The sequence below is a fragment of the Amycolatopsis minnesotensis genome, assembly GCF_039529815.1.
Classification (GTDB): domain Bacteria; phylum Actinomycetota; class Actinomycetes; order Mycobacteriales; family Pseudonocardiaceae; genus Amycolatopsis; species Amycolatopsis minnesotensis.
On sequence record NZ_BAAANN010000018.1, the window covers coordinates 142,485 to 156,830 of the forward strand.

15 protein-coding genes are annotated in these 14,346 nt (G+C 70.7%); 9 read left to right on the forward strand and 6 right to left on the reverse strand.

The window, feature by feature from the left end; genetic code table 11:
• The first annotated feature begins 1 nt into the window (after position 1).
• From gatA to ABD256_RS23190, 3 genes are read left to right on the forward strand one after another with little or no spacing between them, the layout of a single operon-like run.
• A complete protein-coding gene (gene gatA / locus ABD256_RS23180) occupies positions 2–1,519 on the forward strand; it encodes an Asp-tRNA(Asn)/Glu-tRNA(Gln) amidotransferase subunit GatA (protein ID WP_344422473.1) in 1,518 nt (505 codons plus the stop codon).
• Positions 1,516–3,021 carry an Asp-tRNA(Asn)/Glu-tRNA(Gln) amidotransferase subunit GatB gene (gene gatB, locus ABD256_RS23185; RefSeq protein ID WP_344422476.1) on the forward strand — a complete coding sequence of 502 codons (1,506 nt, stop codon included), beginning with the start codon at positions 1,516–1,518 and terminating at the stop codon, positions 3,019–3,021. The genes gatA and gatB overlap by 4 nt, the downstream gene beginning before the upstream one ends.
• Positions 3,022–3,543, forward strand: a complete 522-nt coding sequence (locus ABD256_RS23190; protein WP_344422479.1) for a hypothetical protein — start codon at positions 3,022–3,024, stop codon at positions 3,541–3,543.
• 208 nt (positions 3,544–3,751) lie between these two features.
• On the opposite strand, the gene ABD256_RS23195 is transcribed toward ABD256_RS23190, so the two are convergent.
• Positions 3,752–4,321, reverse strand: coding sequence for an ArsR/SmtB family transcription factor (locus ABD256_RS23195; protein WP_344422482.1), 570 nt, complete (start codon positions 4,319–4,321; stop codon positions 3,752–3,754).
• 104 nt (positions 4,322–4,425) lie between these two features.
• On the opposite strand from ABD256_RS23195, the gene ABD256_RS23200 reads away from it, so the two are divergent.
• Complete coding sequence (locus tag ABD256_RS23200; RefSeq protein WP_344422485.1) at positions 4,426–4,869, forward strand: hypothetical protein; 444 nt, start codon at positions 4,426–4,428, stop codon at positions 4,867–4,869.
• Here the strand turns inward: ABD256_RS23200 and ABD256_RS23205 are convergent.
• Positions 4,849–5,637: an IclR family transcriptional regulator gene (locus tag ABD256_RS23205; RefSeq protein WP_344422488.1), complete on the reverse strand. Its 789-nt coding sequence runs from the start codon at positions 5,635–5,637 to the stop codon at positions 4,849–4,851. The two genes, ABD256_RS23200 and ABD256_RS23205, sit on opposite strands and share 21 nt — an antisense overlap.
• Positions 5,638–5,813: 176 nt before the next feature.
• Complete coding sequence (locus ABD256_RS23210) at positions 5,814–6,809, reverse strand: NAD(P)-dependent alcohol dehydrogenase (protein WP_344422491.1); 996 nt, start codon at positions 6,807–6,809, stop codon at positions 5,814–5,816.
• Positions 6,810–6,913: 104 nt separating this feature from the next.
• Here ABD256_RS23210 and ABD256_RS23215 point away from each other — a divergent pair, with 104 nt between their 5' ends.
• From ABD256_RS23215 to lpdA, 4 genes are all read left to right on the forward strand, one after another.
• A complete protein-coding gene (locus tag ABD256_RS23215) occupies positions 6,914–7,486 on the forward strand; it encodes a TetR family transcriptional regulator (RefSeq protein WP_344422494.1) in 573 nt (190 codons plus the stop codon).
• A gap of 252 nt (positions 7,487–7,738) precedes the next feature.
• Positions 7,739–8,143, forward strand: coding sequence for a nitroreductase family deazaflavin-dependent oxidoreductase (locus tag ABD256_RS23220; protein WP_344422497.1), 405 nt, complete (start codon positions 7,739–7,741; stop codon positions 8,141–8,143).
• A 62-nt stretch (positions 8,144–8,205) separates the two neighbouring features.
• Positions 8,206–8,997, forward strand: a complete 792-nt coding sequence (locus ABD256_RS23225; RefSeq protein WP_425546499.1) for a lysophospholipid acyltransferase family protein — start codon at positions 8,206–8,208, stop codon at positions 8,995–8,997.
• Positions 8,998–9,014: 17 nt separating this feature from the next.
• The gene (gene lpdA / locus ABD256_RS23230) at positions 9,015–10,400 is read left to right on the forward strand and encodes a dihydrolipoyl dehydrogenase (protein ID WP_344422500.1); all 1,386 of its coding nucleotides are present in this window, start codon (positions 9,015–9,017) and stop codon (positions 10,398–10,400) included.
• A 204-nt stretch (positions 10,401–10,604) separates the two neighbouring features.
• Here the strand turns inward: lpdA and ABD256_RS23235 are convergent, their stop codons facing one another.
• The gene (locus ABD256_RS23235) at positions 10,605–11,972 is read right to left on the reverse strand and encodes an MFS transporter (RefSeq protein WP_344422503.1); all 1,368 of its coding nucleotides are present in this window, start codon (positions 11,970–11,972) and stop codon (positions 10,605–10,607) included.
• A gap of 109 nt (positions 11,973–12,081) precedes the next feature.
• Between ABD256_RS23235 and ABD256_RS23240 the strand changes: the two genes are divergently transcribed.
• Positions 12,082–12,966, forward strand: a complete 885-nt coding sequence (locus ABD256_RS23240; protein WP_344422506.1) for a LysR family transcriptional regulator — start codon at positions 12,082–12,084, stop codon at positions 12,964–12,966.
• On the opposite strand, the gene ABD256_RS23245 is transcribed toward ABD256_RS23240, so the two are convergent.
• On the reverse strand, positions 12,947–13,432 hold the full coding sequence (locus ABD256_RS23245) for a GNAT family N-acetyltransferase (RefSeq protein WP_344422509.1): 486 nt from the start codon (positions 13,430–13,432) through the stop codon (positions 12,947–12,949). The two genes, ABD256_RS23240 and ABD256_RS23245, sit on opposite strands and share 20 nt — an antisense overlap.
• Positions 13,433–13,453: 21 nt before the next feature.
• Positions 13,454–14,308: an LLM class flavin-dependent oxidoreductase gene (locus tag ABD256_RS23250; RefSeq protein ID WP_344422512.1), complete on the reverse strand. Its 855-nt coding sequence runs from the start codon at positions 14,306–14,308 to the stop codon at positions 13,454–13,456.
• Positions 14,309–14,346: the final 38 nt, after the last annotated feature.

Here is a 14,346-nt window from a genome sequence, read left to right on the forward strand (position 1 = left end):
CGTGACCGAGCTGACGAAGCTGACCGCCGCCGAGCTGGCGGAGAAGATCCGCACCCGCGAGGTGTCCTCGGTCGAGGTGACGCAGGCGCACCTGGACCGCATCGCCGCCGTCGACGACCACATCCACGCCTTCCTGCACGTCGACACCGAGGGCGCGCTCGAAGCCGCCCGCGCGGTCGACGGCGACGTGGCGGAGGGCCGTGAGCTGGCTTCGCCGCTCGCCGGCGTGCCGCTCGCGCTGAAGGACGTGCTGACCACCAAGGGCATCCCGACCACGGTCGGGTCGAAGACGCTCGAAGGCTGGCTCCCTCCCTACGACGCCACCGTGACGCGCAAGCTGCGCGAGGCCGGGGTCGTCATCCTCGGCAAGACGAACATGGACGAGTTCGCGATGGGCTCGTCCACCGAGAACTCCGCGTACGGCCCGACGCACAACCCGTGGGACCACGCGCGGATCCCCGGCGGGTCCGGCGGCGGCTCGTCGGCCTCGATCGCCGCGTTCGAAGCGCCGCTCGCGATCGGCACCGACACCGGCGGCTCGATCCGGCAGCCCGGCGCGGTGACCGGCACCGTCGGGGTGAAGCCGACCTACGGCGGCGTCTCCCGGTACGGGCTCGTCGCGTTCTCGTCCTCGCTCGACCAGGCCGGTCCGTGCGCGCGCACGGTGCTCGACGCCGCGCTGCTGCACGAGGTGATCGGCGGTCACGACCCGTTCGACTCGACCTCGATCGACGCGCCGGTGCCGCCGGTGGTCGCCGCCGCCCGCCAGGGCCTGTCCGGTGACCTGTCCGGCGTGCGCGTCGGCGTGGTGAAGGAGTTCGGCGGCGACGGCTACCAGTCCGGTGTGCTGCGCTCGTTCGAGGCCGCGGTGGAGCAGTTGCGCGCGCTCGGCGCCGAGGTCGTCGAGGTGTCGTGCCCGCACTTCACCTACGCGCTGCCCGCCTACTACCTGATCGCGCCGAGCGAGTGCTCGTCGAACCTCGCCCGGTTCGACGCGATGCGCTACGGCCTGCGCGCCGGTGACGACGGCACGCACAGCGCCGAAGAGGTCATGTCGCTGACCAGGGAAAAGGGCTTCGGCGCCGAGGTGAAGCGCCGCATCATGCTCGGCACCTACGCGCTGTCGTCCGGCTACTACGACGCCTACTACGGCTCCGCGCAGAAGGTGCGCACGCTGATCTCGCGCGATTTCGATTCGGCCTTCGAGAAGGTCGACGTGCTGGTGTCGCCGACCACGCCCACCACCGCGTTCAAGATCGGCGAGCGGGTGGACGACCCGATGGCGATGTACCTCGCCGACCTGTGCACCATCCCGTCGAACCTGGCGGGCAACGCCGCCATGAGCGTCCCGAGTGGACTGTCCGATGAGGACGGTCTCCCGGTCGGCCTGCAGATCATGGCGCCGTCGCTCGCCGACGACCGGCTCTACCGGGTCGGCGCGGCGTACGAGGTGGCGCGCGACGCCGCCGCCGGTGGTTCGCTGGTGCACCAGGTGCCCGAGCTCGGAGGGAACAAGTGACCGCCTTGGCCGAACTGATGGACTACGACGAGGTCATCGAGCGCTACGACCCGGTGCTCGGGCTCGAGGTGCACGTCGAGCTGAACACCGACACCAAGATGTTCTGCGGCTGCCCGACGACGTTCGGCGGCGAGCCGAACACCCAGGTCTGCCCGACCTGCCTCGGGCTGCCCGGCTCGCTGCCGGTGGTCAACGGCAAGGGGGTCGAGTCGGCGATCCGCATCGGGCTGGCGCTGAACTGCGAGATCGCGGGGTGGTGCCGGTTCGCGCGGAAGAACTACTTCTACCCCGACCAGCCGAAGAACTTCCAGACCTCGCAGTACGACGAGCCGATCGCGTTCGACGGCCACCTCGACGTCACGCTGGACGACGGCGAGGTCGTGCGGGTCGAGATCGAGCGCGCGCACATGGAGGAGGACACCGGCAAGTCGCTGCACATGGGCGGCGCGACGGGCCGGATCCACGGCGCGGACTACTCGCTGCTCGACTACAACCGCGCCGGCGTGCCGCTGATCGAGATCGTCACGAAGCCGATCGTCGGCACCGGCGCGCGCGCGGCGGAGGTCGCCCGCGCGTACGTGACGACGCTGCGGGCACTGATGGCCGCGCTCGACGTGTCGGACGTCCGGATGGACCAGGGGTCGCTGCGCTGCGACGCGAACGTGTCGCTCATGGCGAAGGACGCGACCGAGTTCGGCACCCGCACCGAGACGAAGAACGTCAACTCGCTGCGCAGCGTCGAGCGCGCGGTGCGGTACGAGATGTCGCGCCAGGGCGCGCTGCTCGCCGGCGGTGGCACCGTCAAGCTGGAGACGCGGCACTTCCAGGAGTCCGACGGCACCACCTCGGCCGGGCGCGCCAAGGAGACCGCGGAGGACTACCGGTACTTCCCCGAACCCGACCTGGTGCCGGTCGCGCCGTCGCGGGAGTGGGTCGAGGAGCTGCGCAAGACGCTGCCGGAGGACCCCACCGAGCGCCGCAAGCGCATCCAGCGCGAGTGGGAGCTGAGCGACGAGGAGCTGCGCGACCTGTTCAACGCGGGCGCCGTCGAGCTGGTGGCGTCCACTGTGGACGCCGGTGCGAAGCCGTCGGACGCGCGCGGCTGGTGGGTGAACTTCCTCGCACAGGAGGCGAACACCCGCGAGGTCGATCTCGCCGGGCTCGCGATCACGCCGGTGCAGGTGGCGAAGGTGATCGAGCTGGTCACCTCCGGCGAGCTGACCAACAAGCTCGCCCGCGAGGTCGTCCGCGGCGTGCTGGACGGCGAGGGCGAGCCGGCCGAGGTCGTGGAGAAGCGCGGGCTGAAGGTCGTTTCCGACGACTCCGCGCTGCTCGCCGCCGTGGACGAGGCGCTGGCGTCGCAGCCGGACATCGCGGACAAGATCCGCGGTGGCAAGGTGCAGGCCGCGGGTGCGATCGTCGGCGCGGTCATGAAGGCCACGAAGGGCCAGGCGGACGCCAAGCGCGTGCGCGAGCTGATCATCGAGCGGGTCGGTTCCTGAGTGGGCTGGTCGTTCCACCGAGTCGGGTGGCGTGAGTGGTCCGGCCTCGCGGCCGGGCTGCTCGCGCTCGCCTCGACGTTCCTGCCGTGGACCGTGCTGACCGCGGACACCATGGAACTCGACGACGCCTTGGCCGCACAGGCGCATTCCGATGTCGTTCGCACCGCGTGGCACTCGGACTTCTTCTCGTGGTGCCCGCCGATCCTGCTGCTGCTCGTCGGCGCGGTGATGGTCGCGTTCGGACAGTCCTCGCGGGCGCGCACCGCCGGCCTGCCCCAGCTTTGGCTCGTCGGCGCCGCGGTGTCGCTGCTGCTCGCGGTGCTGGGCTGGTCGCTGATCGAGCTGCAGTTCGGCGACCAGCAACGCGACCTGTTCCGGGTCGCGGGCGTCTCGATCAACGGCGGCTTCGGCCGCTACGTCGGCATGCTCGCGGTGCTCGCCGCCGTGGTGTTCCCGGCGTGGGACATCCTCGCCGGCCGGGCCGAACGCCTCGCCGCCGCAGGCCGCAAACGCCGCCGCTGACCGCGCCGTTGCCCATGCCCTGAAGGGGGCCTCGAGGGAATCTGACGCCGCGAAGGCGTCCTTCAGGGACCAAGTCCCCGGCGGCTGGCTCCGCGGTTTCCGCGACCCATCGCGCCGGAACCAACGCGCGCGCATCAGCACTGTCACCGTGGGGATCCAGATGCCCTGAACGGCAGCTTCAGGACATGGGCCAAGGCGAGAAGAAGTATCAGCCGGACTCGGCTTCGGTGTCCGGGAACGTGAAGAAGCGCGTGTAGACCGGCCTCGCGTCCGGGGGAGCGTCCTCCTTCGGGCTGCCGTACTTGTTGAGCAACTCGATGTAGTCCTCGTTCAGCGCCTTGACCTCGTCGAGCGTGTAGTGGTCGTAGCCGCGCGACACCTGCACCCAGCCGCCGTGCTGGTTGTACTCCTGCACCAGCCGCTGGAAGAGCGCGATTTCGCCGGGCATCCGCAGCCTTGCCCACGCGTCGTAGGCCGCTTTGTCCTCTTCGGACAGTGAGTCGTACTCGGGTGCCCTGCGATCGGTCGGCACGGTCCGGTACCAGCGTTCGCGGCCGGTCGCGCGTTCCGGCATCTCCTCGATGATCCCGGCTTCGGCCAGCACGCGCAGGTGGTAGCTCGTGGTGCCGGTGTTCTCGCCGAGCGACTCGGCGACGGTGGTGGAGTTCGCCTGCCCGTGCTTTCCCAGCTCCTGCAGGATCCGCGCGCGCCGCGGGTTCGCGAGCGCCTTGAGCGCTTTGCCGTCACTGGTCACCTTGCGGGGCGGGGTCTTCGCCATGGCCAGCACGGTACCCCATCGACCGAGAAAGTTCTGCACAAAAAAGTTTGCAGAAAAAGTTCTGCAACTCTATCGTGGCCGGCAGGGGACACACAGGAGGAGACATGGCAGTACTGGCAGTGGCCCGGCGTACGCGCCTGGGCCCTCGGGGGACCATCGCGCGCAAGTGGGTACCGCGCGTGCTCGGCGGCGTGGCCGCGGCGATGGTGCCGTGGGCGGTGGTGCTGCAGCAGACCCTGCCCGCCACCACGGTCGTGCGGCACTGGCAGGCGGTGTGGATCGGGCTCGACCTGATGATCGCGCTGGGCTGCGCGGTCACGGCCGTGCTCGACGGCAGGGGAGATCCGCGCGCCGTGCTGAGCGCGTCCGCGGTCGCCGCGCTCGCCGTGATGGACGCGTGGTTCGACGTGCTCACCGCGCAGGCGGGTGGCGATCTCGCGCTCGCGCTCGTCTGCGCGGTGCCGGAACTGTCGCTGGCCGGGTTCTGCGCGGCGATCGCGCTACGGGGTTCGCGCGAGGCGGCGCTGTCAGTGCGGCTCGCTGGTTGACGCCGGGGCGAGGCCGATCGAGGACACCCGGCGTGCCGCGTTCACCGTGGCGTCCACGAAGTCGCGGACGCGCTCACCGGTGAACCGCGTGGTGGGGCCGGCGAGGGCGAGCGCGGCGACGACCTTGCCCTCCCGGTCCGTCACCGCCGCCGCCACGCTCGACGCGCCGACCTCGCGTTCGCCGTGGCTCACCGAGTACCCGTCTTCACCGGCCTGCCGCGCCTGCCGGGACAGCTGGCCGACGAGGTCCTCGCCGTGGGGCGAGGTCGCGGAGACGCGGCGGAGGAACTCGTCCTCGGCCCCGGTGAGCAGCACCTTGCTCGCCGCGCCGGACCACAACGGGAGCTCGTCGCCGACCGGCACCACGTGCCGGATGGTCCGCGGTCCTTCGTGCTGGGCGACGCACACGCGGTGCACGGTGCTGCGGACGTAGAGGTTGACGGTCTCGCCGCACCGCGTGGACAGGGCCGCCATCGCCTCCAGCACCGGCTGGGGCAGATCCCACGCGGTGTGGGCGAGCCTCGCCCAGCGCAGGAGGCCGGGCCCGACCGTGATCATGCCGTCCTTGCCGGACCACAGCATCCCGCGTTGCTCGCACGTCGCGACGAGCCGGATCACCGTGGTCTTCGGCAGCCCGCTGGCGCTGGTCAGCTCCCGTACGGTCCAGGCACGCCGGTCCTCGGTGAACAGCCCGAGCAGGTCGATCGCGCGCAGCACGCTCCGGACGCCGTTCTCGTCGTGGTCGCCGTCCGGCCGCGGATCCGCCATCGCTGCCTCCCCCGTGTGCGGCCGGTAGTCGGTTCGCTACCCGGAACCGCAGCCAACCAGCCGGGCGGGCGGACCGCAAGAAGGTCACCTCCGGGGGATCCACCGGCACGATCCCGGCCCGCACCGCGGGCCGCTGCCGGGTCGCGGTTTCCTGCCTGGACCGCCAGCCCGTGACCTCAGAGTTCCAGCACCACGCGGTACCGCGCTTCGCCGCGGCGGACCCGGTCGAGCGCGTGGTCGATATCGGCCGAGGGGACCGCCTCGACGGCGGGCCGGATGTGGTGCCTGGCGGCGAAGTCGAGCATCTGCCTCGTCGTGACCGGCGACCCGGTGATCCCGCCGACCACCGTCTTCTCGCCGGGCAGCAGGTTCAGCGCGCCGGCGGTGATCGGGCTCGCGGGGACTCCGACGATGCAGAGTTTGCCCTGCGGTCGCAGCGCGGCGAGGTAGTCGTCCCAGTGCAGATCGGCCGAGACCGTGGAGAGGATGAAGTCGAAGGAGTTCGCGCCCGGCTCGCCGATGAAGTCCGTCGCGCCGAAGCGGCGGGCGTCGGCTTCCTTGGCAGGCGTGGTCGAAATGGCGGTCACCTCGCACCCCCACTTCGCGAGGAACTGGATGGCGAGGTGGCCGAGGCCGCCGATGCCGACGACCGCGACCCGGTCGATCGGCCGCACCCCGTGTGCCAGCAGCGGCGGGAAAACCGTCGTACCCGCGCACAGCAGTGGCGCCGCCTGCGCGGACGGGATCTCGTCGGGAATGGGGTGGACGTGGCGCCAGTCGCTGGCGCGCACGTGGCTGGCGAATCCGCCGCGATCGCCGCGCAGGACCGTGTCGTCCTTGTGGGGGCACAGGTTCTGCCGTCCGCTCAGGCACCACTCGCAGCGGAAGCAGGACCCGGCCGTGCCGCCGACGCCGACCCGCAGCCCGATCGGCAGCAGGCTCTGGTCCACCGCGTCTCCTGCGGCTTCCACGATCCCGACGACTTCGTGCCCGGCGACGACGGGGAACCGGGCGAACCCCCACTCGTCGTCGATCATGCCGAGGTCGGTGTGGCAGATCCCGCAGTGCGTCACGCGCACGTCGACCTCGTTCGGGCCGAGCGGGGCCGTTTCGTACTCGTAGGGGCGCAGGCTTCCGCCCGCCTCGTCGGCCGCGAACGCGTGGACCTTCATCGATGCCCGTCCCTTCAAGGTAACAAACTAGTTTGTTTCTTCGTTCGCGAGCGTAGCCCTGCGACCCCGGCTTGGCAAACAAACTAGTTTGTTACAGTCGGGTGGTGAGAGATGGACAAGCGACCCGCCGCCGCCTGCTGGACGCGGCCACCGCGGAGTTCGCCGCCTACGGCATCGCCGGTGCCAGGGTCGATCGGATCTCGGCGAACGCCAAGGCGAACAAGGCCCAGCTCTACGGCTTCTTCGGCGACAAGGACGGCCTGTTCGACGCCGTGTTCCAGGAGCACGCCGACGCGATCGTCAACGCCGTGCCGATCACCGCGGACGATCTCCCGGGGTATGCCGTCGGCCTCTACGACGCCTGCCTGGTCCATCCCGAACTGGTGCGCCTTGCCACCTGGGCGCGGCTGGAACGGACCCCCGCCGGCCCCCTGGTCCGCGACCGGGCGGAGCAGTCCACGGCGAAGCTCGAAGCCGTCGCCACCGCTCAGCGCGACGGGCACATCGACCCGGCGTTCGATCCGGCGGACGTGCTCGCCATGGTCAGCACGATGGCGCTCACCTGGTCACCGGTCAGCCTGTTCCGCCCGGTCTCGAACGACGACCCGGAAGCCGACCACGCGCGGCGGCGCCAGGCACTCGCCGAAACGGTCCGGCGCGCGTTCCGGCCGCGGTGATCGCTCGGAAGGCGGCGGGATCGTCTACGACATGTTCTGCCACTGGCGAGTTCCAGGTCAACGGCACCGACGGCACGGACGGCACCGCGGTCGCCGAGCTGGGGCTACGGGCTTAGTGCGAGCGGCGGCGCGTCGAAGTGCTGGTTTTGACCGGGTGCTGACCTGCTGTCGCCACCCCGGGGTGTGCCGTGGAATGCGGGAGCGGGGCACCGTCGTTAGCGTTGGTTGACCGCTACGAAAAGGAGCAACCGCATGCTGTTCGGTGACGAACACGTTCGCCGGTACGAGGAGACCAACGGTGAGGTCGGCCACGACTGGGAGAAGGGCGCGCCGATCCTGGTGCTGACCACCAAGGGCCGCAAGACCGGGCAGGACCGCAAGTTCGCGCTGATCTACCAGGAGGTGGACGGCGACCACGTGATCGTGGCGTCGAAGGGCGGTGCTCCCGCGCACCCCGGCTGGTACCTCAACCTCCAGGAGGACCCCGAGGTCAAGGTGCAGGTCAAGGCCGACAAGTTCACGGCGCGCGCCCGCACGGCCTCCGGCGATGAGCGCGCGAAGCTGTGGGAGAAGATGGCCGCCGTGTGGCCGGACTACGACGACTACCAGAAGAAGACCGACCGGGAGATTCCCGTCGTCGTGCTCGAACGGCAGTAGTCCCCGGGGTTTTTCCGGGGTGCCTGCCCGAACCGGGTGCGGCTCGGTGTCGAATACCCGGTGTGCTCCTACTTCGCCGGAAGACGCCGCGCTGGATCGCGCTCGATCCGTCCGGGCGGGCCCCTGCCCCGCTGAGCCTGCGGGGGATGGGCGCCTTCGGGCGCCGCTTCCCCCGAACGGGGCGCGGGTTCTGGTACGCGCTCGCGATCAACACGATCTGGCCACTGCTCGTGCTGTTCACCCGGTACCGGGTGCGCGGAGGCGAGCACGTGCCTGCCTCCGGCGGCGCGGTCGTGGTGAGCAACCACCTGTCGTTCGCCGATCCGGCCACCCTCACGTCGTTCGTGCTCGGGCACGGGCGGGTGCCGAGGTACCTGGCGAAGGCGAGCCTGTGGAAGGTGCCGCTGGTGGGCTCGATCGTGCGGTCGGGGCGGCACATCGCCGTGCACCGCGGGGCCGTGACCGCGGGTGAGGCCTATCGCGACGCCGTCGCCGCCGTCAACGCGGGCGAATGCGTGGCGATCTTCCCCGAGGGCACCTTCACCGATCACCCGGACGGGTGGCCGATGCGGGGGAAGACGGGCGCCGCGCGAGTGGCGCTGGAGACGGGCGCGCCGGTGATCCCGGTGGCGAACTGGGGCACGCACCGGGTGCTGCCCGCCGGCGCGCGGCTGCCGAGGCTGCTGCCGGTGAAAACCGTCGACCTGATCGCGGGCCCGCCCGTCGACCTGCGGGATCTCGCGGCGCTGCCGTTGACGAAGGAAGTGCTCTACGAGGCGACCGCGAGGATCATGGAAGCCGTGACCACCCTGCTGGGCGAAGCGCGTGGGGAGGCGCCGCCCGTCACCCGGTAGAGGCATAGGCTGCGGGTATGAGTGCACACTACGACGTTGTCGTCCTGGGCGCCGGAGTCGGCGGGTATGTCGCGGCGATCCGGGCTTCGCAGCTCGGCCTCTCGGCCGCCGTGGTAGAGGAAAAGTACTGGGGAGGCGTCTGCCTGAACGTCGGGTGCATCCCCTCGAAGGCGCTGCTGCGCAATGCCGAAATCGCCCACCTCGTCACCAACGAGGCGAAGACGTTCGGCATGGAGATCGACGGCTCGGTCCGCTTCGACTACCGCGCCGCCTACGAGCGCAGCCGCTCGGTCGCCGACGGGCGCATCAAGGGCGTGCACTTCCTGATGAAGAAGAACAAGATCACCGAGTACTCCGGGCACGGCACCTTCGTCGACGCGAACACCCTCCGCGTGAACGACGAGACGATCACCTTCGGCAACTGCGTCATCGCGACGGGTGCCACCACCAAGCTCCTGCCCGGCACCCAGCGCAGCGAGCGCGTGGTCACCTACGAAGAGCAGATCCTGGCGAGCGAGCTGCCCGGCAGCATCGTCATCGCGGGTGCCGGCGCGATCGGCGTCGAGTTCGCGTACGTGCTGCACAACTACGGCGTGCAGGTCACCATCGTCGAGTTCCTCGACCGGATGGTCCCGCTGGAGGACCCGGAGGTCTCGAAGGAACTGGCGCGGCGCTACCGCAAGCTCGGCATCGAGGTGCTCACCTCGACCCGCGTCGACTCGATCGACGACTCCGGCCCGCAGGTGCTGGTGACCGTGTCGAAGGACGGCGAGCAGCAGGTGCTGGAGGCCGACAAGGTGCTGCAGGCCATCGGTTTCCAGCCTCGCGTCGAGGGCTACGGCCTGGAGAACACCGGCGTCGAGCTGACCGAGCGCGGCGCGATCGCGATCGACGGCCGCGGGCGCACGAACGTGCCGCACATCTTCGCGATCGGTGACGTGACGGCGAAGCTGATGCTCGCCCACGCCGCCGAATCGATGGGCGTCGTCGCGGCCGAGACGATCGGCGGCGCGGAGACGGTGGAACTCGACTTCCCGATGATCCCGCGAGCCACCTACTGCCAGCCGCAGATCGCGAGCTTCGGCTGGACCGAGGAGCAGGCGCGCGAGAAGGGCTACGACGTCCAGGTCGCCAAGTTCCCGTTCTCCGCCAACGGAAAGGCCCACGGCCTCGCCGACGCGGGCGGTTTCGTCAAGATCCTCAGCGACGCCAAGTACGGCGAACTGCTCGGCGCGCACCTGATCGGCCCCGACGTGACGGAACTCCTGCCGCAGCTGACCCTGGCGCAGCAGTGGGATCTCACCGTGAACGAGGTCTCCCGGAACGTCCACGCGCATCCGACGCTGGGAGAGGCCGTGAAGGAAGCCATCCACGGGCTCGCCGGTCACATGATCAACATGTAGCCGTGTTCTTACCGGGCCTGCCCCTGATCGGTGCTACCGGTCGGGGGCAGGCTTTTTCCAGGATTGGGTCCCGCCGGACCGGCGAGCGGCCGCGGCGTTCTGCTCCTCGTGCCGCACCCGACATTCCTTCGCGCTTTTGTCGCACTGGTGGGTCCCGGTGAGCGTGCGTGAATCCCTGAAGATGACCTTCATGGCCTGCGAGGCTCAGTGATCGTCTGCGCGGCGCCGGAGCGTGCAGGCGGTGGCGATCGCGCCGAGGAGGGCCGCGGTGGCGGCGGCGCCGATGCCCGCGTGGTAACCGGTGATGCTGCCGGTGACGCCGGGGGCGGTGGCCGCCGTGGCGATCGCGGTGACCACGGCGACGCCGAGACCGGCGCCGATCTGTTGCGCGGTGATGTTGAACGCGCCTGCCACGCCGTGGCGCTCGGGGGCAACGCCGGTCAGCGACGCGACCGTCATGGTGGTGAACACGAAACCCTGGCCGACGGACATGAGCACGATGCCGGGCAGCAGGCCGGTCCAGTAACCCGTGCCGGTGCCGATCATGAGCCAGGTCGCCACGCCGCCCGCCATGAGCAGCAGGCCGCCGGTGAGCAGCCAGCGCATGCCGATCCTGGGCAGCAGCGCGGCGGCGGTGCGGGCGCTGAGAACCACCGTCACGCTCATCGGCACGATCGCGAGGCCCGACGCCATCGGGCTGTAGGACAGCACGTTCTGCAGGTAGAGCGGCGCGAAGTACAACAGGCCGTTGAGCGCGGTGAAGAACACCAGACCGGCCGCGGTGGCCGCCCGGACCGGCGCGCCGGCGAGGATGCTGATCGGCAGCAACGGCTGACGGGCCGTCTTCTCCCGCACGACGAACCCGGCGAGCAGCACCAGCCCGGTCACGACGAGGACCGGGCCGGCACTGACGCCGAGCACGAGCGCGATCAGGCCGGTCGAAACCAGGAGACCGCCGGGCAGGTCCATGCTCTGCCGTTCCGACGGCACCGCCGGAGGCAGGAGTACCGGTGCCACCGCGGTCACCAGCAGTGCCACCGCGGCCAGCACCGCGAACACGCTGCGCCACCCGGCCAGCTCGGTGAGCACGCCGCCGAGGACGAGGCCGCCGCCGAAACTGCCCGCGCCGACGGCGGTGTACACGCTCATGGCCTTCGTCCGCCGCGCCGGGTCGGGGAACACCTCGGGGATGAGCGCCAGCGCGGGCGGGCCGCACACCGCGGCGCCCATGCCCTGGAGCAGGCGCGCGACCAGCAGCAGCGTCCCGGTCGGAGCCATTGCGGCGGCCGCCGAACCCGCCGCGTAGAGCGCGGTTCCCGCGACGAACACGCGGCGCCTGCCGAGCACGTCGGCCAGCCTGCCGCCGGGCAGCAGGACCCCGGCGAACGCGACCGCGTACAGGGTCATCACCCACGGCAGCGCGCCCTGGCCCATGCCGAGATCGGTGCCGACCACGGGCAACGCGGTGTTTACGACGGCGAGGCCCATCACGTCGAGCCCGATGGCCGACGCGAGCACGGTCAGCGCGAGCCACTGGCGCGCCGGGGTTTCGTGGCGACGGGTGGTGGTCAAGGAGCGCTCCTTCGAGATCGTCCGGATGCCACCACCGTCGTCGTGACCGCCCCGCGCCGTCCAAGACTTCCGGTGCACGACGCGATAGACGGCGTCTATCGTCGACGGGGTGGAGATCCGGGAACTGCGCTACTTCGTCGCCGTGTGCCGCGAACGCCATTTCGGGCGCGCGGCCGAGGCGCTCTACATCAGCCAGCCCTCGCTCAGCCACGCGATCAAGAAGCTGGAGACCCGCCTCGGCGTGCGCCTGCTCGACAGGCACGCGCGCGGGGTCGACCTCACCCCGGCGGGGGCCGATCTGCTGGCCGAGGCGCGCAAGGTGCTGCTCGCCGTCGACCGGGCGCACGCCGCGGTCGGCAAGCACCGCACGGGGAAGGCCGGGACGCTGCGGCTCGGGTTCCAGGCATCGGGGGCCGGGGCGCTGCTCACCGAGATCCGGGCCGCCTTCCAGCGCGACCACCGCGGCGTGACGGTGGTTCCGCTGCGCTACGACTGGGGCCAGGAGGTCGAGGCGCTGCGCGCGCACGAGATCGACATCGCGGTGGTGTGGCAGCCGCAGGACCTCCACGGGCTGCGAAGCCTGCCGCTCACCACCGAGGAACGCTACCTCGGGCTGCCCGCGGCGCACCCGCTCGCCACCCGAACCTCGCTGTCCATAATGGACATCAAGGACGTGCCGCTGACCTGGACCAGGCATGCCCCGCCCACCTGGGTCTCGTGGTGGGCGGTCAACCCGCGCCCCGACGGCAGCCATCCCGTCTGCGGCGCCGAAAACCGCAATGTCGAAGAACAACTCGAGAACGTGGCGTCCGGCGCGGGAGCCGCGATCAGCCCGGCGAGCATGACCACCTACTACTCGCGCCCGGACATCCGCTGGGTCCTGCTGCACGACGTCGAACCGTTGCGCATCGACCTCGCGTGGAACCCCGGCGAGCACGACCCGATCGTGGCCGAGTTCGTCGCCGCGGCGCGGGCTAGAACGGGCAGTACATGACGTGCAGGCCGACCCTGCCCAGTGCCGGGTGCTCGAACGCGCCGGGCACGGTGCCGACGATCCGGAAACCGAGGCGCTCGTAGACCTTCACGGCGCCGGTGTTCGATTCGGTGACCGCGTTGAACTGCATCCCGGCGTAGCCGCGGGAGCGGGCCCAGTCGAGGGCGTAGGCGCACAGCGCGCTGCCGATGCCGCGGCCTCGGGCGTCGGCGGCGACCATGAAGCTCGCGGTCGACACGTGCGAGCCGGGGCCGGGCCGGTTCGGGCCCATCTTCGCGGTTCCGAGCACGTGGTCGCCGTCGACGGCGACCACGGTCAGGCCCGGCGGGCTCTCGATCCAGATTTCGCGGCCGTCGTCGGCCGACAGGTCCGGGTCGTAGGTGTAGGTGTCCCGTGCCTGCACGACCTCGTGCACGATCGGCCACACCTGCGGCCAGTCGGCGTCGGTGAACTCCCGGATCTCCACGCCAGGCACCTTAACAGCGCGTCAGGTCAGCAGCGCGCGTATTTCACCCAGGTTCGCGCAGGTGGCGCGCCAGTCGCCGCCGGAGATGAACGCGATCTTCCCGGCGCCCGCTTCGGCGAACTCGGCGAGCTTTTCGGCGACCTGTGCGGTGGAGCCGGTGACGAACTGGTCGCGGATGTCGGCGGGGCGGAAGCCGAACAGGTCGGCGAAGCGGTGCAGCGCGTCCTCGCGGGAATCCTGGCCCGACAGCACTTCACCGGTCACCACGGCGGCGAGCGCGGGGGCGGGGCGTCCGTGTTCGGCGGCCAGTTCGCGCAGCGTTTCCCCGTGCACGCGCAGTTCGCCGGGGGTGATCCAGTCGGCGAGCCAGCCGTCGCCGAACCTCGCCGTGCGGCGCAGCGCGGCCGTCGAGCTGCCGCCGATCCACACCGGCGGCACCGGGACGGCGGGGGCGAGCTTCAGCGGTGCTTCACCGGACAGCAACGACGGCAAGGCTTCCAGGAACTCGTCGGTGCGACGGCCGCGATCGGTGATGCCGAGCGCCTTGAACTCGTCGCCACCGCCGAGTCCGACGCCGAGCAGCAGCCGGTTGCCGCTCAGGTGCTGGAGCCCGCCGATCTGCTTCGCGGCCCATTCGGCACCCCGCAGCGCGGGCAGCAGCACGCCGAGGCCGAGTTCGATCCGCTCGGTCACCGCGGCGGCGGTCGCCAGCGCGAGGGTCGCGTCGATGATCGGGGTCGAGCCCATCGACAGGTTGTCGCCGGTCCACAGGGTGTCGAGGCCGGTTTCCTCGGCGAACCGCGCGGCCTCGGCGAGGTTCTGCTTGCTCGTGGCGTCACCGAGATAGGGCAGGAACAGTCCGATGTCGACAGTCATGGACCCACTGTTCACCATCGACCCAGGTCGAGGTCCAG